This is a genomic window from Microbacterium sp. LWH11-1.2, assembly GCF_038397745.1.
Classification (GTDB): Bacteria; Actinomycetota; Actinomycetes; order Actinomycetales; family Microbacteriaceae; genus Microbacterium.
Window position 1 is genome coordinate 3,040,367 of record NZ_CP151636.1, and the last position, 20,912, is coordinate 3,061,278.

Below are 20,912 nucleotides of genomic sequence, written 5' to 3' on the forward strand. Positions count from 1 at the left end.
GCATGGTCATCCGGCGCGTGCGCGCGGACGAGGGGGAGCGGGTCCGCGATCTGCGCCTCGACGCGGTCCGTGACCCGGACGCCTCCATCGCGTTCCTGCACTCCTATGAGACGGAGGCGGCGCACCCGGACGAGTTCTGGCACGATCGTGCCGCGAACGCCGCCGAGGGTGACGGCGTGGCGCAGTTCGTCGCCGAGCGGGATGCCGAGTGGGTCGGCACCGTCACGGTGATCCGGTGGAAGGCCGGAGACACGGACCATCATGGGCGCGTGGTCTCCGTCGCCCGCGGCGACGTCGTCGGCGTCTTCGTCCGTCCCGAGAACCGGGCCGGCGGCACGGTCGACGCGTTGCTCGATGCAGCGGCCGAGTGGGCGCGCTCACTCGGCGACGGTGCGCTCGCCCTCGACGTGCACGTCGACAATCAGCGGGCCCAGGGCGCGTATCGCCGCGCGGGATTCGTCGAGACCGGCCTGCGCTTCACCGGATCCATCGGACCCGAGCTCGAGATGAGCCGTTCGCTCGTCCCCGCGGATAGTGTGTCATCGTGACCGCGAATCCGCGCCTGCTCCTCGTGAACGGCCCCAACCTCAACCTGCTCGGCACGCGTGAGCCCGAGGTGTACGGCACGGCGACTCTCGCCGATGTCGAGCGTCTGACAGCCGAGGCCGCCGGTGCGCTGGGCTACGACGTGCGTGCGATCCAGAGCAACCACGAGGGCGTGCTGATCGACGCCATCCATGCGGCTCGCGAGGACTGCGTCGGCATCGTCATCAACCCCGGCGGGCTCACGCACACCTCGGTCGCGCTCCGCGATGCGCTCACGGGTGTGGCGCTCCCGTTCGCCGAGGTGCACATCTCCGACGTGTACGCCCGCGAGGAGTTCCGTCACCACTCCTACCTCCACGATGTCGCCGCCGTGCGTGTGATCGGCCGGGGGATCGACGGCTATGCCGACGCCGTGCGGGAGCTCGTCGGCTCGCTCTGAGACGTCCGTTTCCGGGCCGCGCCCGCGCATCCCGTAGAATCGACTGTCGGCCCTGCCTGTATCGCGCGGGAGAGGCCGGCCCCACAGACTCAGGAACGGAACTCTCAGCGCATGGCATCTACCGCAGACATCAAGAACGGCGTCGTTCTCAGCATCGACGGACAGCTCTGGAACGTCATCGAGTTCCAGCACGTCAAGCCCGGCAAGGGCGGCGCGTTCGTGCGGACCAAGCTGAAGAACGTCGTGTCCGGCAAGGTCGTCGACCGTACGTACAACGCGGGCGCGAAGATCGACATCGAGAACGTCGACCGCCGCGACTTCACCTACCTGTACGCCGACGGCGACAGCTTCGTCTTCATGGACACCTCCGACTACGACCAGATCACCGTCGGCGCGGCGACCGTGGGCGACGCGAAGAACTTCCTGCTCGAGAACCAGCAGGTCACGATCGCGCTGAACAACGGCAACCCGCTGTACATCGATCTGCCCGCCTCCGTCATCCTCGAGGTGACGTACACGGAGCCCGGCCTGCAGGGCGACCGCTCGTCGGCCGGCACGAAGCCCGCCACCGTCGAGACCGGCTACGAGATGCAGGTCCCGCTGTTCGTCGAGACCGGCACCCGGATCAAGGTCGACACCCGCACGGGTGACTACCTCGGCCGCGAGAAGTAAGGCGTGAGCGCCCGCACGAAGGCGCGTAAGCGCGCTCTCGACATCCTCTTCTCCGCCGACGTCCGCGGCGACGACCTCTCGGTCACCCTCGCCGCCGAGGCGAAGCGCGCCGCGAGCGAGCCCGCGCGCGAAGCCTCCTGGCTGTACGCCCGCGAGATCGTGGACGGCATCATCGACCAGCGCGACGAGATCGACGAGCAGATCACCACGCACAGCCGTGACTGGAAGCTCGAGCGGATGCCCGCGGTCGATCGCGCCCTGCTCCGCATCGGCGTGTGGGAGATCCTGCACAACGACGCGGTGCCCACGGCCGTCGCCATCGACGAGGCGGTGGAGCTCGCCAAGGAGTTCTCGACCGACGATTCCGGTGCTTTCGTGCACGGCGTCCTCGCCCGGGTCGCCCGCGCCTCCTGATCGGTTCGTCCGAGTCGCGGCCTCCATGTCGGATGCCGCGGGAAGGATACGGGCATGCCCGCACCGCACGTCGACCTCCGCGACCTCATGCAGATCACGGACGCCGGTGGGTACGCGCGCGGGCTCGCGTACTTCCGTGAAGGGAACGTGCTCGACCTCGTCTGGGACGAGGACCTGCAGGAGCTCGAAGGCCATGTGAAGGGCAGCCAGGGCGCGCAGTACCTGGTCGAGGTCGGCTTCGTGTCGTCGAACGGCAAGCGGCACGTCCGATCCACGCGGTGCTCGTGCCCCGTGCGTTCCGCCTGCAAGCACGTCGTCGCCGCCCTGCTCGCCTCGAACGTCCATGAGTACTCCCAGCAGAGCGGCGCGCGAGTCGTCGAACCTGCCGTGGCCGCTCCCGCCCCCGCGCCCCCTGCCGCGCCCTCCTGGCGAGCGCTGGTCGATCCCGCGGTCACGGCGCAGACCCGTCCGCTGGCGCTCGGGGTGGAGCTGCGACACCGTGAGCCGCGCGGCGACAATCACTGGGCACCGCGTGCCGTGCGACCGGCGACGCCCAGGGACCTCGCCCGGTCGACCGGCGAGCTGCTCCTGGCGATCCGACCGCTGATGCGCAGCCAGCAGACCGGTGCCTGGATCCAGGGGCACGCCGGCTGGGACACGGTGCGACGGGACGCGGCGCAGTTCGGGCGCAGCCAGACCCGCTGGTTCGGCGACCTGCTCAGCATCTCGCGCGACTCGCTGCTCTCCGGCAACGCCGGCGACTGGCTGGTCGTCGACCAGATCGAGTCGGGACTCCTGTGGGGGCACCTGCGCGCGGGCGCGGCCCTCGGCATCCCGATGGTGACGAGTCAGAAGAACGCCACAGTGCGCCTCGCCGATGCGGCGGAGATCTCGGCGACGATCGCCCGCGACGACGACGGCGCACTGACGGTCGCCGCGGATGCCACGATCGACGGTCAGCAGGTCTCCGCGTCCTCCGTGCATCCGATCGGCCGATCCGGGGTGTACTCGGCGGTCTTGATGGGCAGCCGGATGCAGATCACTCTCGCCGAGGTGCCGCTCAGCGACCAGGTGCGGGCTCTCCTCGAGGCGCCGCGGCCCATCGTGGTCCCGGCCGATGAGGAGGAGGCGTTCGTCACCGAGGCCTACCCGCTGCTCGCGCGGCGCACTGCCGTGCAGACGGTGGGCGACGTCGCACTGCCGGAGATCCCCGCGCCGGAGCCCGTTCTGAACGTCGCCTTCGAACGCGGGGATGTCGTCAGCTACTCGTTCGCCTGGTCGTACCGCGGATTCGGGACGGTGCCGTTCGCGGCCGGTCGGACCGCTGTCCGCGATCCGGAGGCCGAGGCGGCGCGGCGTGCCCAGCTCGAGACGGTCTGGCACGAGCACACGACGAACCGGTTCGCGCCCTCGGGCTCGTTCCACGACATCGACGCTGCGGCTTTCGTCGCCCAGGTCGTGCCCGCGTTCGAGGCTGCCGGGGTCACGGTGGTCACGACCGGCACGCGCAAGGAGTACCGCGAGCTCACCGGCGTTCCCGAGGTGACGGTCTCGACGGTCGAGACGACGGATTCCGACTGGTTCGATTTGGGGATCATCGTGACGATCGACGGGCGGAGCATCCCGTTCGGGCCCCTGTTCACGGCGCTCAGCAGGGGGAAGAAGAAGCTGCTGCTCTCCGACGGCGGCTACTTCACCCTCGATCATCCGGCGCTCGATCGTCTGCGCGAGCTCATCGAGGAGGCGGGCGAGCTCGACGAGTGGGAGACCGGTCCGCGGATCAGCCGCTACCAGACCGATCTCTGGGAGGAGTTCGAGGACCTCGCCGACGAGGCGCAGCCGGCGGTGAGCTGGCGCTCGACCGCCGAGGGCCTCCGCCAGGCGACCGGCGTGCCCGCGACGCCCGTGCCGCCGTCGCTCCGCGCCGAGCTCCGTCCGTACCAGAAGTCAGGGTTCGACTGGCTGGCCTTCCTCTGGGCGCATCGGCTGGGCGGGATCCTGGCCGATGACATGGGGCTCGGCAAGACCCTGCAGCTGCTCACCTTCGTGCAGCACACGCGCGACCGGGGCGAGCGGCGGCCGTTCCTCGTGCTGGCTCCGACCTCGGTGCTGAGCACCTGGAAGACCGAGGCGGCCCGCTTCACGCCCGAGCTGCGCGTGGCGCTCGTCGACACGACGAGCGGAACGCGTCGCGGTTCGCTGACGGATGCCGCTGCCGGGGTCGACGTCGTCGTGAGCTCCTACACGGTGGCGCGACTCGACGAGAAGGAGTTCGCCGGCGTCGAGTGGGCGGGGCTCATCCTCGACGAGGCCCAGTTCGTGAAGAATCCGAAGACGAAGCTGCATCGGGCGATCTCGACGTTCCGCGCGGACGTGACGTACGCGGTGACGGGCACTCCGATGGAGAACAGCCTCTCCGATCTGTGGTCGCTGCTGAAGCTCGCCGCTCCCGGTCTGTTCCCGTCGGCGCGCCGGTTCCGCGATCGCTACATCCAGCCGATCGAGAAGGGCAAGGTTCCCGAGAACGAGGAGGGCGGCGAGTACCGCCGTCGTCGCCTCGAGCAGCTGCGCCGCCGCATCCGTCCGCTCATGCTCCGCCGCACGAAGGAGATCGTCGCAGCCGACCTGCCGCCCAAGCAGGAGCAGGTGCTCGAGGTGGAACTGAGCCCCGCCCACCGCGCCCTCTACGACGTGGTGCTGCAGCGCGAGCGCCAGAAGGTGCTCGGACTGCTCGACGATCTGGATCGCAACCGCTTCATCGTGTTCCGCTCCCTGACCCTGCTGCGGATGCTGAGCCTCGCCCCGGGACTGGTCGACGAGAACGACGCCGACATCGGCTCCAGCAAGCTCGACACCCTGCTCGAGAGAGTCGTGGAGCTGCAGGCCGAAGGCCACAGGGCGCTCGTGTTCAGCCAGTTCACCTCGTTCCTCGACCTCGCCGCCGCCCGCCTCGACGCCGCCGGCATCCCCTACGCCCATCTCGACGGGTCGACCCGCCGCCGGCAGGACGTCGTGGACGGGTTCCGGTCGGGGGAGCAGGTCGTGTTCCTCATCAGCCTGAAGGCCGGCGGATTCGGACTCACCCTGACCGAGGCCGACTACGTGTTCCTGCTCGATCCCTGGTGGAACCCGGCCGCCGAGGCGCAGGCGATCGACCGCACGCATCGCATCGGCCAGACCAGTCAGGTCTTCGTGTACCGCATGATCTCGGCCGGGACGATCGAGGAGAAGGTGCGCGAACTGCAGCAGCGCAAGGCCCGCCTCTTCACGGCAGTGATGGACGACCAGGAGCTGTTCGCCCAGTCCCTCACAGCCGACGACATCCGCGGCCTCTTCGACGACTAGCGCGTCGCCCCGACCACCGTCGGGTCGAGTATTCACGGCTGGTCTCCGCGGGCGCCCAGGAGGCCGTCGGTAGACTCTTACGGTTCACTTTCGAGAGGAATGCAATGCGGATCACGGGACTCGGCCACGCCGGGATGTTCATCGAGACGGTCGGCGGGAACATCATCTGCGACCCCGTCCTCGGACCCTCGTTCTATGGATCCTGGTTCCCGTTCCCGGACAATCGCGGCCTCGACTGGGAGCGCTTCGGCCGTGAGGCCGACTTCCTCTACATCTCGCACCGCCATCGCGACCACTTCGACCCGAAGCTGCTCGAGCGGTACATCCGCAAGGACATCGAGGTGCTGCTGCCGGAGTATCCGATCGACGATCTCGAGCAGGACATCCGCGCGCTCGGGTACACGAACATCACGTACGCGCCGGCGGGGGAGATCATCCAGCGCGGCGAGTTGAAGATCATGATCACGCCGCTGCGCGCCCCGAGCGACGGCCCGATCGGCGACTCCTCGCTGAGCGTGGACGACGGCACCGCATCCGTTCTGAACCAGAACGACTCGCACCCCCTCGACCTCGAGAAGCTGCTGGGCTTCGGCAAGCCGGATGCCTACTTCACGCAGGTCTCGGGCGCGATCTGGTGGCCCATGGTCTACGACCTGCCGCTCGACGCCAAGCAGAACTTCGCGAAGCTCAAGCGCGACGCGCAGAACAAGCGGGCGATGTACTACATCGAGAAGGTCGACGCGACGCACGTCTTCCCGATGGCCGGCCCGCCCATGTTCCTGCGGGACGACCTGTTCGACTTCAACGGCGTCGGCAGGAACGGCGAGTCGATCTTCACCGACCAGAAGCAGTTCCTCGCGCACATGAAGGAACTCGCTCCGCAGTACGACGGGCACCTGTTCGTCCCGGGGACGGTCGTGACCGTCGAGGGTGCGTCGGTGAGCACCGAGCAGTCCCTCTACACCGAGGCGGAGATCGCCCACATCTTCGATGAGAAGTGGGACTACCTCGAATCGCAGCGGGCGAGTCGGCAACAGGAGATCCGCGACGAGGAGGCCTCGCGCGCCGAGATCATCCCGCCGGCGGAGATGCTCGAGACCCTCAAGGCGTGGTGGGAGCCGCTGCTGAAGAAGTCGCGCACCATCCGGCTCGGTGTCGGAGGATGCGTGAGCTTCAAGATCGGCGAGCTCGACATGGTGGTCGACTTCCCGCGGGCGAAGGTCCGCGAATACGCGGGGGAGGAGTGCATCTACTGGTACACGATCCCCGCCGATCTCGTCTCGACTAACATCCGCGACCGCGAGATCGACTGGTCGAACTCGATCTTCCTCTCGATGCAGTTCCAGGTGGGTCGCAGCGGCAAGTTCAACGAGTTCCTGACGACGTTCCTCAAGTGCCTGTCGGTCGACCGCATCGAGTACGTCGAGAACTGGTACCAGGAGCAGACCGATCAGACCGAGGATGCCGAGGTCGGGGACTGGCTCGTGCAGCGTCGCTGCCCGCACCTGCGCGCCGACCTCACGAAGACGGGGAAGGTCGACGAGGACGGCGTCCTCACCTGCAGCATGCACGACTGGAAGTGGGACCTGAAGACCGGTCGGTGCCTGACCACGAGCGGCCACCCGATCCGCTCGTCGAAGATCGACGAGGTCACCGAGGGAGCCCTTCGCCCCGCAGTGTGAGAGAGCTGGTACCACCTCGCCATCGAGTGGTACATTTGCGGCATGGCGACGACACTCCCTCGCATTCAGGTGACCCAGAGCCCGGAGCTTGCCGCGGGCCTCGAGCTCGCCGCACAGGAATGGCCGGGAGCTTCGCGGTCTGAGCTGGTGGCCCGTCTCGCTGAGAGCGGCGTGGAAGCGCTCACGGCGAAGCGCGCGGCTCGACGCGCCGAGCGACGCAAGGTTCTCGAGGAGACGAGAGGCAAGTACCGCTATCCTCCTGGCTATCTCGCGGAACTGCGTGAGGACTGGCCGGAGTGATCGTGCTCGATGCCAACGTGCTCATCTCCTTCTGGGCCGAGGGCGACGCCCACGCGGCAGATGCGTTCGAGATACTCGACACTGAGGAGGATCTGGTCCTGCACCCCGTGACTCTCGCCGAAACGCTGGTGTGGCCTGTCCGCGAGCAGCGCGAGAGCGAGGCGCTCGAGGATCATGCCCGGCTCGGAGTCGAACGTCTCACGCCTGCGACGGATGAACCCCTCAGGGTCGCTCGCCTCCGCGCCGAGACCGGACTCAAGCTTCCCGACGCCTATGTCCTCGCCGCAGCGATCATGCTCGGCGCCACCCTCGCCACCTTCGACCGGCGGCTGGCCGACATCGCCCGCGAACGCGGTGTCGAGGTCGTCGGAGCCTGAGCCGCTCCGATAGACTGAAGCCACAAGCAACCTTTAACACCGTCCTGTGAGGCGGAGAAGGGAGCGGCTGATGAGCGCACGCACCGTGCTGCACGAAGCCGACGTATCGCGGGCTCTGACCCGTATCGCGCACGAGATCCTCGAGTCGAATCGAGGGGCTGAGAACCTCGTCCTGCTGGGCATTCCGACCCGCGGCGTCACTCTCGCCCACCGCCTGTCGCGCCTGATCGGCGAGATCGCGCAGACCCCGGTCGCCGTCGGCGCGCTGGACGTCACGCTGTTCCGCGACGACCTGGCCAAGCACCCGACGCGGTCCCCGCACCCGACCGAGATCCCGGACGGCGGGATCGACGGGAAGACGGTCGTGCTGGTCGACGACGTGCTCTTCTCCGGTCGCAGCATCCGCGCGGCGCTCGATGCGATCCAGTCGATCGGACGACCGGCCGTCGTGCGGCTCGCGATCCTCGTCGACCGCGGTCATCGCGAGCTCCCGATCCGGCCCGACTTCATCGGCAAGAACATCCCCTCCGCCCGCTCCGAGCGGGTCAACGTGCGCCTCACCGAGAACGACGGGGCCGAGGAGGTGACGATCGGCGAATGAGACACCTCCTCGACACCCGCACGCTCGACCGGGCGACAGCCCTCCGCATCCTCGACATCGCCGAGGACATGTCCGATACCCAGTCCCGCGAGGTGAAGAAGCTCCCGACGCTCCGCGGCAAGACGGTCGTGAACCTCTTCTTCGAGGACTCGACCCGCACCCGCATCTCCTTCGAGGCCGCCGCCAAGCGCCTCTCCGCGGACGTGATCAACTTCGCGGCCAAGGGCTCGAGCGTCTCGAAGGGCGAGAGCCTGAAGGACACGGCGCAGACCCTGGAGGCCATCGGCGCGGATGCCGTCGTCGTGCGTCATCCCGGATCCGGCGCCCCGCAGACGCTCGCGACCAGCGGATGGATCTCGGCCGGTGTGGTGAACGCCGGCGACGGCACGCACGAGCACCCGACGCAGGCGTTGCTCGACGCCTTCACGATCCGCAAGCGCCGCTTCGGCGCCGACAGCCGCGGGCGCGATCTCGCCGGACTCCGGATCGTCATCGTGGGCGACGTGCTGCATTCGCGGGTCGCACGCTCGAACGTCTGGCTCCTCACCACCCTCGGCGCATCCGTGACTCTCGTCGCTCCGCCGACGCTCGTGCCGCAGAACGTGTCGCTCTGGCCGGTCCGGGTTGTCTTCGACCTCGACGAGGCACTGGCGGAGGAGCCGGACGCCGTGATGATGCTGCGGATCCAGCTCGAGCGGATGAACGCGGCGTATTTCCCGACTGAGCGGGAGTATTCGCGCCGCTGGGGGCTCGACGCACGGCGTGTGGCCGGGCTCCCGGACGGTAGCATTGTCATGCACCCCGGACCCATGAACCGTGGACTGGAGATCTCCTCCGAAGCAGCCGATTCCGACCGCTCGACGGTGCTGGAGCAGGTCACCAACGGAGTGTCCGTCCGTATGGCGGTGCTGTACCTGCTGCTGGCAGGAGAACGAGACGACGAACGAGGGGGAGACCTGTGAGCGAGACCCTCGTCATCACCGGTGCACAGCTGCTCGGTGCGGAGAGCGCCGACATCATCGTCGAGGGCGGTGTCATCACCGAGATCGGCAGCGGCCTGAGCCGCGCAGGTGCACGCGTCATCGACGCCGACGGACTCGTCGCACTGCCGGGCCTCGTCGACCTGCACACGCATCTGCGCGAGCCCGGCTACGAGGCATCCGAGACGATCCTCACCGGCACGAGGGCGGCGGCGGCCGGTGGTTTCACGGCCGTCTTCGCCATGCCGAACACGTCGCCGGTCGCCGACACGGCGGGTGTGGTCGAACAGGAGCTCGCGCTCGGCGAGGCCGCCGGATACGCCACCGTGCAGCCCATCGGCGCCGTCACGGTCGGCCAGAAGGGCGAGCGTCTCGCCGAGCTGGGGGCCATGGCCACCTCCCGGGCGCAGGTGCGCGTCTTCAGCGACGACGGCTTCTGCGTGTTCGACCCGCTGATCATGCGCCGGGCCCTCGAGTACGTGAAGTCCTTCGACGGCGTGATCGCGCAGCACGCGCAGGACCCGCGCCTCACCGAGGGCGCGCAGATGAACGAGGGGACCGTCTCGGCGGAGCTGGGTCTCGCCGGATGGCCCGCGGTCGCGGAGGAGTCGATCATCGCCCGCGACGTGCTCCTCGCCGAGCACGTCGGTTCGCGGCTGCACGTGTGCCACCTCTCGACGGCCGGATCGGTCGACATCATCCGCTGGGCCAAGAAGCGCGGCATCGCGGTCACCGCCGAGGTGACACCGCACCACCTGCTGCTGACCGACGAGCTCGTGCGCGGCTACGACGCGCGCTACAAGGTCAACCCGCCGCTGCGGAGGGAGGAGGACGTGCTGGCCGTGCGTGAAGGTCTCGCGGACGGCACGATCGACATCGTCGCGACGGATCACGCCCCGCACCCCAGCGAGCACAAGGCCTGCGAGTGGCAGGCGGCCGCGAACGGCATGGTCGGCCTCGAGAGCGCGCTGCGCGTCGTGCACCAGTCGATGGTGCAGACCGGGCTCATCGGCTGGGCCGACGTGGCCAGGGTCATGAGCGCGGCTCCCGCGCGCATCGGACGGCTCGCCGGACACGGAACGCCCCTCGAGGTCGGGGCTGCCGCGCAGATCACCCTCTACGACGCCTCGGTCGCCGGTGTCTTCACGGAAGCCGACCTCCACGGGCGCAGCGTGAACTCGCCGTACCTGGGTCGCGCGCTTCCCGGACGGGTCGAGTTCACCGTCCATGGCGGCACGCTCACGGTCGACGGCGGCGCGGTCGTCGAGGAGCTGAACGCGTGACGCGCGAACTCGCCATCGCGATCATGATCGCAGTGGCCGTGCTCATCCTGCTCGCGATGCTGTTCGCGTGGCGACGACGACTGCGCCGGGACTCCGGTCTCACCGCACCGCTCGGAGTCCCGGAGCACGCGGAGGTCGCCCGCCGCGACGAGGTGCTGTACGTCTCGACGACGCGACACGACCAGCCGCTGGAGCGGCTGGCGGTCTCGCCGCTGATCTACCGCGCCCGCGGTGAGCTCGCGGTCACGGATCGGGGTGTCGCGCTCTGCCTCGACGGCGCGCCGACGGTGTTCCTCGCCTCGTCCCGCCTCGTGCACGTCGACAGGGCCACCGTCACGATCGATCGCGTCGTCGAGCCGGGCGGGCTCATCCGCATCGCCTGGAACGTCGACGACGACACGGTCGTCGACTCCTACCTGCGCCTCGCCACCGGCGACCCGAAGAACCTCATCTCTGAACTGCAGCGGCTCGTTCCCGCTGCCCCCGACACAGGAGCCACACGATGACCTCCCTGCCCGAAACCGCCGTCCTCGTCCTGGAAGACGGCACCCGCCACACCGGTCGTGCGTACGGCGCGCGCGGTCGCACCCTCGGCGAAGTGGTGTTCGCGACCGGCATGTCCGGCTACCAGGAGACGATCACCGACCCGTCGTACGCCGGTCAGATCGTCCTGCAGACCGCACCCCACATCGGCAACACCGGCATGAACGACGAGGACGCCGAGTCCCGCCGCATCTGGGTCGCCGGCTACATCGTCCGCGACCCCTCTCGCGTCGTCTCGAACTGGCGCGCGAACGCATCCCTCGACGAGGTGCTGCTGAACGACGGCATCGTCGGCATCAGCGGGATCGACACCCGCGCGATCACCCGTCACATCCGCTCGGCCGGATCGATGCGCGGCGGGGTCTTCTCCGGCGCGGATGCCGCGCTCGACGCGGAGGAGCAGCTGCGCATCGTCCGCGAGGCACCCGAGATGGCAGGGCGGAACCTGTCCGCCGAGGTGTCGGTGGACGTCGCGACCGTGACGACCGCGATGGGACAGCGGGTCGGCAACCTCGCGGTCCTCGACCTCGGGGTGAAGCAGGCCACGATCGACAACCTGGCCGCCCGCGGCTTCGAGGTGCACGTTCTCCCGCAGAACGTGACGATCGACGACATCCGCTCGATCGACCCGGTCGCCGTCTTCTACTCGAACGGCCCCGGCGATCCTGCCGCATCCGGCGATCACGTCGAGCTGCTGCGCGCGGTCCTCGACGACGGCCTCCCGTTCTTCGGGATCTGCTTCGGCAACCAGCTGCTCGGCCGTGCTCTCGGGCTCGGCACCTACAAGCTGCCGTTCGGTCACCGCGGCATCAACCAGCCGGTCCTCGACAAGACCACGGGCCGCGTCGAGATCACGGCGCACAACCACGGCTTCGCGGTGGACGCCCCGCTGGAGGGGACGTTCGACAGCCCGAACGGCTACGGCAAGGTCGAGGTCAGCCATGTCGGACTGAACGACAACGTGGTCGAGGGCCTCCGGGCGCTCGACATCCCCGCCTTCTCGGTGCAGTACCACCCCGAGGCCGCCGCGGGCCCTCACGACGCCAACTACCTCTTCGACCGGTTCCGCGACCTGGTCATCGCGACTCAGAAGGACAGCAAGTAATGCCCAAGCGCGACGACATCAACTCCGTCCTCGTCATCGGATCCGGTCCGATCGTCATCGGTCAGGCCTGTGAGTTCGACTACTCCGGCACCCAGGCGTGCCGCGTGCTGCGCGAGGAGGGCGTCCGGGTCATCCTGGTCAACTCCAACCCGGCCACGATCATGACCGACCCCGACTTCGCGGACGCGACGTACATCGAGCCGATCACCTGGCAGGTCATCGAGACGATCATCGCGAAGGAGCGTCCCGACGCGATTCTCCCGACCCTCGGCGGGCAGACGGCGCTCAACGCCGCGATCGAGCTGCACAACCACGGCATCCTCGAGAAGTACGACGTCGAGCTCATCGGCGCGAGCTTCGAGGCGATCAACAAGGGCGAGGATCGTCAGATCTTCAAGCAGCTGGTCCTGGATGCCGGCGCCGACGTCGCCGACTCCCGCATCGCCCACACGATGGACGAGGTGCTCGCGGCGGCCGATGAGCTGGGCTACCCGCTCGTCGTGCGCCCGAGCTTCACGATGGGCGGCCTGGGGTCCGGATTCGCGTACGACGAGAGCGACCTCCGCCGCATCGCAGGCGCGGGGCTGCGCGACTCGCCGACCACCGAGGTCCTCCTGGAGGAGTCGATCCTCGGTTGGAAGGAGTACGAGCTCGAGCTCATGCGCGACACCGCCGACAACACTGTCGTCGTCTGCTCCATCGAGAACGTCGACCCGGTCGGCGTCCACACGGGAGACTCGATCACGGTCGCACCGGCTCTGACGCTCACCGACCGCGAGTACCAGAAGCTGCGCGACATCGGCATCGACATCATCCGGGCGGTGGGCGTCGACACCGGCGGCTGCAACATCCAGTTCGCCGTCAACCCCGAGAACGGGCGCATCATCGTCATCGAGATGAACCCGCGCGTCTCCCGGTCGAGCGCCCTCGCCTCCAAGGCGACCGGCTTCCCGATCGCGAAGCTCGCAGCCAAGCTCGCGCTCGGCTATCGCCTCGACGAGATCCCGAACGACATCACGGGAGTCACCCCGGCGAGCTTCGAGCCCACGCTCGACTACGTCGTGGTGAAGGTGCCGCGATTCGCGTTCGAGAAGTTCCCGGCCGCTGACGCGACGCTGACGACGACCATGAAGTCGGTCGGCGAGGCGATGGCGATCGGTCGCAACTACGCGACCGCGCTGCAGAAGGCGCTCCGTTCACTCGAGAAGCGCGGTTCGAGCTTCCACTGGGGCACGGAGGAGCGCTCGCTCGAAGAGCTCCTGGAGATCTCGAAGATCCCGACGGACGGCCGCATCGTCACGCTGCAGCAGGCGCTCCGCAAGGGCGCGACCGTCGAGCAGGCATTCGACGCCACGGCGATCGACCCCTGGTTCCTCGACCAGATCGTGCTGATCAACGAGGTCGCCGAGATCGTGCGCACGGCGCCCGAGCTGGATGCCGCGACACTCCGCTACGCGAAGGAGCACGGCTTCTCCGACGCGCAGCTCGCCGAGCTCCGTGGCACGACGGAGCCCGAGGTCCGCGGCGTCCGTCACGGTCTCGGCATCCGCCCGGTCTACAAGACCGTGGACACGTGCGCGGGGGAGTTCCCGGCTCTGACGCCGTACCACTACTCCAGCTACGACTTCGAGACCGAGGTCGCCCCCTCCGAGCGCACCAAGGTCGTCATCATCGGCTCGGGCCCGAACCGCATCGGGCAGGGCGTCGAGTTCGACTACTCCTGCGTGCACGCCTCGTTCGCGCTGTCGGACGCCGGGTTCGAGACCGTCATGGTCAACTGCAACCCGGAGACCGTCTCGACGGACTACGACACGTCCGACCGCCTGTACTTCGAGCCGCTGACGCTCGAGGACGTGCTCGAGGTGCTCGACGCGGAAGCCGCGAGCGGCACGATCCTCGGCGTCGTCTGCCAGCTCGGCGGACAGACCCCCCTGGGACTCGCCAAGGGGATCGAGGCGGCCGGCTACACCGTTCTCGGCACCAGCCCCGCCGCCATCGATCTCGCCGAGGAGCGCGAGCTGTTCTCGCGCCTGCTCGACGAGGCGGGGCTCGTCGCGCCGCGCAACGGCACCGCGATCGACGTCGAGGGTGCCGTGCGCATCGCCGAGGAGATCGGCTACCCCGTGCTCGTGCGCCCGAGCTTCGTGCTCGGCGGCCGCGGCATGGAGATCGTCTACGACACGGCATCGCTGCGCGACTACTTCGTGCGCACCGCCGGCGAGGTCGTCATCGAGGAGGGCAAGCCCCTGCTCGTCGACCGCTTCCTGGACGATGCGATCGAGCTCGACGTCGACGCGCTGTACGACGGCACCGACCTCTACATCGGCGGAGTCATGGAGCACCTCGAGGAAGCCGGCATCCATTCCGGCGACTCCAGCTGCACGCTCCCTCCGGTCTCACTCGGACGCACCGATGTCGACCGTGTGCGCGAGGCGACCCTGGCCATCGCCGAAGGCGTGGGCGTGCGCGGCCTGCTGAACGTGCAGTTCGCGATCAGCGCCGGCGTGCTCTACGTGATCGAGGCGAACCCCCGCGCCAGCCGCACGGTGCCCTTCGTGTCCAAGGCTCTCGGCATCCCGATGGCGAAGGCCGCGAGCCGCGTCATGACCGGCTCCACGATCGCGGAGCTGCGTGCCGAGGGCATGCTGCCGCAGCAGGACGGCTCCCGCGTCCCGCTCGGCGCCCCGGTCGCGGTCAAGGAGGCCGTGCTGCCGTTCAAGCGCTTCCGCACGGCGGACGGCAAGACGGTCGACTCCGTGCTCGGCCCGGAGATGCGCTCCACGGGTGAGGTCATGGGCATCGACCGCGACTTCCCGACGGCCTTCGCGAAGAGCCAGGCGGCGGCCTACGGCGGCATGCCCACCTCGGGCACCGTGTTCATCTCGGTCGCCGACTCCGACAAGCGCGCGGTGATCCTGCCGGCGCACCGCCTGCAGCAGCTCGGCTTCACGATCGTGGCGACCGAGGGCACCGCCGAGATCCTCTCGCGCAACGGCATCGCGGTGACCGTGGTGGAGAAGTACAGCGAGACCCAGGAGTCCGGCGCGAAGAACATCGTCGACCTGATCAACGAGGGTGCGATCGACATCGTCGTGAACACGCCCTCCGGTGGTGCGGCCCGTGCCGACGGCTACGAGATCCGTGCGGCGGCGGTCGCTGCCGACAAGGCGCTGTTCACCACGATGGCGGTGCTCGGCGCCGCCGTCAGCGGTATGGATGCCGCGCACGAGGGCTTCCAGGTGAGGAGTCTGCAGGAGTACGCGATCGATCGGGCGGCAGCGCTGTGAGTCAGAGCTTCGGTGAGAGGGTCCGCGGGGCGCTGGACGCCCGCGGTCCCCTCTGCGTCGGCATCGACCCGCACGCCGAGCTGCTCGCCGCGTGGGGCCTCGGTGATGACGCCGCCGGGGTGCGCGAGTTCGGGCTGCGCACCGTCGATGCCGCCGCGGGGCGCGTCGGGGTCGTGAAGCCGCAGGTCTCGTTCTTCGAGCGCTTCGGGTCGCAGGGCATCGCGGCGCTGGAAGACGTGCTCGCAGCGGCCCGCGCCGCCGGACTGCTCGTCATCGCCGACGCGAAGCGCGGCGACATCGGTTCGACCATGGACGACTACGCCCACGCCTGGCTGACGCCCGGCGCGCCTCTGGAAGCGGATGCCCTCACGGTGAACCCGTTCCTCGGCGTCGGAGCGCTCGACGGCACGTTCGCCCTCGCGGCGAAGCACGAGAAGGGCGTGTTCGTGCTCGCGGCGACCAGCAACCCCGAGGCCGCGGGCGTGCAGCGTGCGATCGGGGCCACCGGCCTGACGGTGTCGGCGGAGATTGTCGGCGAGGTATCGGCGCGCAACGCGGGCCTGTTCGAGCCCGGGGCGTGGGGGAGCTTCGGCTTCGTCATCGGCGCGACGGTCGACTGGGATCAGGCAGGCATCACGCCGTTCGGCCCGATCGCCCCCATCCTGGCGCCCGGTTTCGGCACCCAGGGGGCGACGCCCGCCGACCTCCGCGCACGCTTCGGCACGATGGCGGATGCCGTGATCGCCAGCGAGAGCCGCAGCATCCTCTCCGCCGGTCCTGAGGGTCTCGCCGCGGCGATCTCCCATCGCGTCGCCGAGTATCGGGAGGTCGTCGGTGTCTGAACCGCTTCGGACCGTTCCCGAGGTCGACCGCGCGGCGGCCGCACGCCGGGCCGTCGAGCGCCGACGCGCCAGGGCGTCGCTGAAGCGCGATCTCACGATGCGCGTCGTGGCACCGCAGACGGTGCTGCATCGCGCCACCGCGGATGCGGACTCGGTCGAGGGATCCATGCGGATCACCGACTTCCTGCTCGCTCTCCCCGCCATCGGCGCCGGGAAGCGCGATCGCGTGCTGGAGGAGCTGCACATCTCCCCGGTCAAGCGTCTCGGCGGGCTCGGCGCCCGTCAGCGCGTCGTGCTGGAGACCTGGCTCGATTCCCGCTTCCCGGTGCTCGAGCCGCGCGGCGCACGCAGCCGCCTGCTCGTGCTGGCCGGTCCCACGGCGGTCGGCAAGGGCACCGTCGCGGCCCACATCCGTGAGCACAATCCCGAGATCCACCTCTCGGTGTCGGCGACGACCCGGCCTCCGCGGCCGGGTGAGATCGACGGCGTGCACTACTTCTTCGTCGATGACGCCGAGTTCGACCGCCTGATCGCCGACGACGAGCTCCTCGAGTACGCGGTGGTGCACAACCGCTCCCGCTACGGCACGCCGAGGGCGCCGATCGACGCGGCGCTGGCCGAAGGCAGGACCGTTCTGCTGGAGATCGACCTGCAGGGTGCCCGGCAGGTGCGACGCGCCGAGCCGGCCGCCACGCTCATCTTCCTGCTCCCGCCGAGCTGGGATGAACTGGTGCACCGCCTGGTCGGGCGGGGCACCGAGGAGGCGGAGGAACGCGCCAGGCGACTGCGCACCGCCAAGGTCGAACTGGCCGCCCAGAACGAGTTCGATCACCTCATCGTGAACGAGGACGTCGCCGCCGCCGCCCGTGAGGTCGTAGAATTGTCCTCAGGCTCTGCGCGCTGAGTCACCTTCGCGCGCCTTTGCACCGTCTTCGCGACGAACCCGTCGCCTGATCTGGAGGTCCCACCATGGCCGGACACCACACCAAGGGCATCATCGATCCCCCCATCGACAACCTTCTCGACCGCGTCGACTCCAAGTACGAGCTCGTGATCTACGCCGCCAAGCGCGCGCGTCAGATCAACGACTACTACTCCGACCTGCACGAGGGCAACCTCTTCGACAACGTCGGCCCGCTGGTCGACTCCTCGGTCGAGGACAAGCCGCTCACCATCGCGCTGCACGAGATCAACGAGGACAAGCTCCGCCTGCGTCACGCAGAGTGATATTCGAGACCGCGGCGCCGCACTGTCGGTGCCGCGGTCCAGAATGGGGGCAACACCCCTCCCACCGTCCGTCCCCGTTCTGGAGCACCGATGAGCGCGCTGCGTCTGTTCACGTCCGAGTCCGTCACCGAAGGGCACCCGGACAAGATCTGCGACCAGATCTCCGACAGCATCCTCGACGGGCTCATCGCGAAGGACCCCGGTTCCCGGGTCGCGGTGGAGACGCTCGTCACGACAGGCCTCGTGCACGTCGCCGGTGAGATCCGCACCGAGGCGTACGTCGACATCCCGACGATCGTGCGACAGGTCGTCAACGGCATCGGCTACACGTCGAGCGAGACCGGCTTCGACGGCGACTCCTGCGGTGTCAGCATCTCGGTCGGCGAGCAGTCCACCGACATCGCGCACGGCGTCGACAACGCGCAGGAGCACCGCGACGGCTCGTCGGTCGATCCGCTCGACGCGCTCGGCGCCGGCGACCAGGGCATCATGTTCGGCTTCGCCACCAACGAGACGCCGCAGCTCATGCCGATGGCCGCGTGGACGGCGCACCGCATCGCCGAGCGCCTGACCGAGGTGCGTCGCAGCGGTCTGCTGCCGTTCCTCCGTCCCGACGGCAAGACGCAGGTCACGCTGGGCTACGACGGCTTCACGCCGAAGACCGTCGACGCGGTCGTGCTCTCCACGCAGCACCACCCCGACATCTCCCAGGACGAGCTGAAGGCGCAGGTGCGCGAGCACGTCATCGATCCGATCCTCGCGACCACGGGCCTCGACCTGAGCGACGTCACGCACTACATCAACCCTGCCGGTCCGTTCGTCACGGGTGGTCCCAAGGGCGACGCCGGTCTCACCGGCCGCAAGATCATCATCGACACCTATGGCGGAGCTGCCCGTCACGGCGGCGGCGCGTTCAGCGGCAAGGATCCGTCCAAGGTCGACCGCTCCGGGGCCTACGCCACCCGCTGGGTCGCGAAGAACGCGGTCGCGGCCGGTCTCGCCGACCGCCTCGAGGTGCAGGTCGCGTACGCGATCGGCGTCGCGCGTCCGGTCGGTCTCTACGTCGAGACCTTCGGCACCGGCAAGGTGACCGACGAGGCGATCATCCGGGCGATCGAGCAGGTCTTCGACCTCCGCCCGCAGGCCATCATCGAGCAGCTCGATCTGCTCCGTCCCATCTACGCGCAGACCGCCGCCTACGGCCACTTCGGCCGCGAGCTTCCCGACTTCACGTGGGAGCGCACCGACCGCGTCGAAGAGCTGCGCCGCGCCGCCGGTCTCTGATGGGGCCTCGGTCCTCATGACGTCCGAGAGCCGGCGCATCGCGCGCGTGCTCCTCGACTCACCGCTGCCGCAGCTCGACCGTCTGTTCGACTACTCCCTCCCCGCCGAGTTCGGCGAGGTCCGGCTCGGGGTGCGCGTGCGCGTTCCCCTGCGCACGGCCGGCCGTGTGATCGACGGCTACATCGTCGACATCGACAGGGAGGACGATGCCGACAGGCCCCTCTCCGAGGTCGACAGCGTCGTCTCCGAGGTCGCCGTGCTGCCCGAACGCCTGCACCGACTCGCCCGACGCGTCGCCGACCGCGCGGCAGGGTCCGCCTCCGATGTGCTGCGACTCGTGATCCCGAAGCGGCAGGTGCGGGTCGAGAAGGCCTGGACCGCGGACAGCCCGGTGCCGGTGCTCGATGCGTCCGCCGTCGAACGGAGTCAGGAGATCCTCGACGTCTACGACGGACTCGTCGCCGTGCTCGACGGAGGAGGACGCGCCGCCGTCGAGGCCGTCCCGCAGCTGCGTGACGGGGGAGAGGCCTGGTCCCAGCTCCTCGCGGCCTCCGCGACACGGATGCTGGCCGCCGGCCGCTCGTCGATCCTCATCGTGCCCGACCACCGCGATCTCGATCGGCTGCTCACAGCCCTCGAGGCGCTCGTCCCCGGCGACGCGGTCGTGCGCTACGACTCCCGCCAGACGAACCCCGATCGGTACCGCGGATTCCTCCGCACGCTCGAGGAGTCGCCCTGCATCGTCGCCGGGAACCGCTCCGCGGTCTACGCCCCGGTCGAGGCGGGTCTCGTCGCCGTCTGGGACGACGGAGACCCGTTGCTGGGCGAGCAGCTCGCACCGTACGTGAACGCGCGGGACGCGGCACTGCTCCGTCAGGAGCTCGAGCAGTCGGCGCTGCTCTTCGCGGGGCACACCCGCACGACCGACGTCGAGCGCCTCGTCGCGCGCGGCTGGCTGCAGGACGTGCGCGCGTCCCGCCGTGTGCTGCCGAAGGTCGTGCTCAGCACCCCGCAGGAGATGGAGCAGCCCGCCGCGCAGCGGATGCCGTCCTCGGCGTTCCTCGCCGCGCGCACCGCCGCGGCGGAGGGGCCCGTCCTGGTGCAGGTGTCCCGTCCCGGCTTCTCGCCCTCGCTGGTCTGCGCGGAGTGCCGCGCACCTGCCCGCTGCCCGCACTGCGGCGGCCCTCTCGGCGCACGCCACCGAGGCGCTGTCCCCGTGTGCGGCTGGTGCGGCCGCAGCGCCCGCGCCTGGGTCTGCCCCACATGCTCGTCGACGAAGCTCCGACTCGCATCCTCCGGGAGCGAGCGCACCGCCGACGAGCTCGGGCGCGCGTTCCCCGGCATCCGTGTGATCGTCGCCGACAGCGCGCACCCCGTCGAACGCGTCGAGGCCAAGCCCGCGCTCGTCGTGGCGACACGCGGCGCCGAGCCGCTGGCGGCCGGCGGGTACCGTGCCGTCGTCCTCCTGGACGGACCGCGGATGCTCCAGGCACCGGATCTGCGTATCGGGGAGGCGTGCCTGCGCTGGTGGTCGAACGCGGCGGCCCTCGCCGCTCCCGGAGCCCCGATCCATCTCGTCGGCGTCAGCGGTGCGGTCGGCATGGCCCTCGCGACCTGGAACCAGGCCGGCTACGCGCGATCCGAGCTCGAGAGCCGTGCGCCACTGCACATGCCCCCGACGGCGCGGGTGGCGCTGGTCGAGGGATCCGCCGCGGCCGTCTCCCGCGCGCTGGTCGCGCTGGGCGAGCTCGCCCTTCCCGCCGACGCCGTCCTCGGGCCCGTCCCGATCGACTCCGATGACGTCCCGCCGCGCGTGCGCGCGCTCGTCCGGTTCGGCTACGGCGCAGGCAGCCGTGTCGCCACCGTCCTGCGAGCGGCCGTCGTCGCCGAGGCCGTCGCCGGTCGTCGAGGCCGCGCGCGCAACGCGAAGAACACGCTCTCGGTTCGTCTCGATATCCTCGATCCAGAGCTCTGACCCTTCCGGA

The 20,912-nt window shown here is 69.4% G+C and carries 19 protein-coding genes; all 19 read left to right on the forward strand.

What is annotated here, in order from left to right:
* Positions 1-2: 2 nt before the first annotated feature.
* The gene (locus tag MRBLWH11_RS14765) at positions 3-548 is read left to right on the forward strand and encodes a GNAT family N-acetyltransferase (protein ID WP_341947833.1); all 546 of its coding nucleotides are present in this window, start codon (positions 3-5) and stop codon (positions 546-548) included.
* Entirely contained in the window at positions 545-985 is a 441-nt protein-coding gene (aroQ, locus tag MRBLWH11_RS14770) for a type II 3-dehydroquinate dehydratase (RefSeq protein ID WP_116634928.1), read from the forward strand. The genes MRBLWH11_RS14765 and aroQ overlap by 4 nt, the downstream gene beginning before the upstream one ends.
* Positions 986-1,096: 111 nt before the next feature.
* Positions 1,097-1,657 (forward strand): elongation factor P, encoded by a 561-nt coding sequence (gene efp, locus MRBLWH11_RS14775; RefSeq protein ID WP_116634929.1) that lies wholly within the window; start codon positions 1,097-1,099, stop codon positions 1,655-1,657.
* 3 nt (positions 1,658-1,660) lie between these two features.
* Positions 1,661-2,071 (forward strand): transcription antitermination factor NusB, encoded by a 411-nt coding sequence (nusB, locus tag MRBLWH11_RS14780; RefSeq protein ID WP_116634930.1) that lies wholly within the window; start codon positions 1,661-1,663, stop codon positions 2,069-2,071.
* A 54-nt stretch (positions 2,072-2,125) separates the two neighbouring features.
* Positions 2,126-5,416, forward strand: a complete 3,291-nt coding sequence (locus tag MRBLWH11_RS14785; RefSeq protein ID WP_341945391.1) for an SNF2-related protein — start codon at positions 2,126-2,128, stop codon at positions 5,414-5,416.
* A gap of 104 nt (positions 5,417-5,520) precedes the next feature.
* Positions 5,521-7,098 carry a Rieske 2Fe-2S domain-containing protein gene (locus MRBLWH11_RS14790; RefSeq protein ID WP_341945392.1) on the forward strand — a complete coding sequence of 526 codons (1,578 nt, stop codon included), beginning with the start codon at positions 5,521-5,523 and terminating at the stop codon, positions 7,096-7,098.
* A 42-nt stretch (positions 7,099-7,140) separates the two neighbouring features.
* Positions 7,141-7,398, forward strand: a complete 258-nt coding sequence (locus MRBLWH11_RS14795) for a hypothetical protein (protein ID WP_133192791.1) — start codon at positions 7,141-7,143, stop codon at positions 7,396-7,398.
* On the forward strand, positions 7,395-7,775 hold the full coding sequence (locus tag MRBLWH11_RS14800) for a PIN domain-containing protein (RefSeq protein ID WP_165808039.1): 381 nt from the start codon (positions 7,395-7,397) through the stop codon (positions 7,773-7,775). Before MRBLWH11_RS14795 ends, MRBLWH11_RS14800 begins: the two co-directional genes overlap by 4 nt.
* Positions 7,776-7,845: 70 nt before the next feature.
* The gene (gene pyrR / locus MRBLWH11_RS14805; RefSeq protein ID WP_116634933.1) at positions 7,846-8,376 is read left to right on the forward strand and encodes a bifunctional pyr operon transcriptional regulator/uracil phosphoribosyltransferase PyrR; all 531 of its coding nucleotides are present in this window, start codon (positions 7,846-7,848) and stop codon (positions 8,374-8,376) included.
* Positions 8,373-9,338 carry an aspartate carbamoyltransferase catalytic subunit gene (locus MRBLWH11_RS14810; RefSeq protein ID WP_341945393.1) on the forward strand — a complete coding sequence of 322 codons (966 nt, stop codon included), beginning with the start codon at positions 8,373-8,375 and terminating at the stop codon, positions 9,336-9,338. Before pyrR ends, MRBLWH11_RS14810 begins: the two co-directional genes overlap by 4 nt.
* Positions 9,335-10,639: a dihydroorotase gene (locus tag MRBLWH11_RS14815; RefSeq protein ID WP_341945394.1), complete on the forward strand. Its 1,305-nt coding sequence runs from the start codon at positions 9,335-9,337 to the stop codon at positions 10,637-10,639. Before MRBLWH11_RS14810 ends, MRBLWH11_RS14815 begins: the two co-directional genes overlap by 4 nt.
* Positions 10,636-11,145 (forward strand): hypothetical protein, encoded by a 510-nt coding sequence (locus tag MRBLWH11_RS14820; protein ID WP_243408874.1) that lies wholly within the window; start codon positions 10,636-10,638, stop codon positions 11,143-11,145. The genes MRBLWH11_RS14815 and MRBLWH11_RS14820 overlap by 4 nt, the downstream gene beginning before the upstream one ends.
* Complete coding sequence (carA, locus tag MRBLWH11_RS14825; RefSeq protein ID WP_341945395.1) at positions 11,142-12,287, forward strand: glutamine-hydrolyzing carbamoyl-phosphate synthase small subunit; 1,146 nt, start codon at positions 11,142-11,144, stop codon at positions 12,285-12,287. The genes MRBLWH11_RS14820 and carA overlap by 4 nt, the downstream gene beginning before the upstream one ends.
* Positions 12,287-15,574, forward strand: a complete 3,288-nt coding sequence (gene carB / locus MRBLWH11_RS14830; RefSeq protein WP_341945396.1) for a carbamoyl-phosphate synthase large subunit — start codon at positions 12,287-12,289, stop codon at positions 15,572-15,574. The genes carA and carB overlap by 1 nt, the downstream gene beginning before the upstream one ends.
* Positions 15,571-16,416: an orotidine-5'-phosphate decarboxylase gene (gene pyrF, locus MRBLWH11_RS14835; protein ID WP_341945397.1), complete on the forward strand. Its 846-nt coding sequence runs from the start codon at positions 15,571-15,573 to the stop codon at positions 16,414-16,416. Before carB ends, pyrF begins: the two co-directional genes overlap by 4 nt.
* Complete coding sequence (gmk, locus tag MRBLWH11_RS14840) at positions 16,409-17,320, forward strand: guanylate kinase (protein ID WP_116634939.1); 912 nt, start codon at positions 16,409-16,411, stop codon at positions 17,318-17,320. Before pyrF ends, gmk begins: the two co-directional genes overlap by 8 nt.
* A 65-nt stretch (positions 17,321-17,385) precedes the next feature.
* On the forward strand, positions 17,386-17,643 hold the full coding sequence (gene rpoZ / locus MRBLWH11_RS14845; RefSeq protein ID WP_116634940.1) for a DNA-directed RNA polymerase subunit omega: 258 nt from the start codon (positions 17,386-17,388) through the stop codon (positions 17,641-17,643).
* 90 nt (positions 17,644-17,733) lie between these two features.
* On the forward strand, positions 17,734-18,927 hold the full coding sequence (metK, locus tag MRBLWH11_RS14850) for a methionine adenosyltransferase (protein WP_116634941.1): 1,194 nt from the start codon (positions 17,734-17,736) through the stop codon (positions 18,925-18,927).
* A 16-nt stretch (positions 18,928-18,943) separates the two neighbouring features.
* Positions 18,944-20,902 (forward strand): primosomal protein N', encoded by a 1,959-nt coding sequence (locus MRBLWH11_RS14855; protein ID WP_341945398.1) that lies wholly within the window; start codon positions 18,944-18,946, stop codon positions 20,900-20,902.
* Positions 20,903-20,912 lie beyond the last annotated feature (10 nt).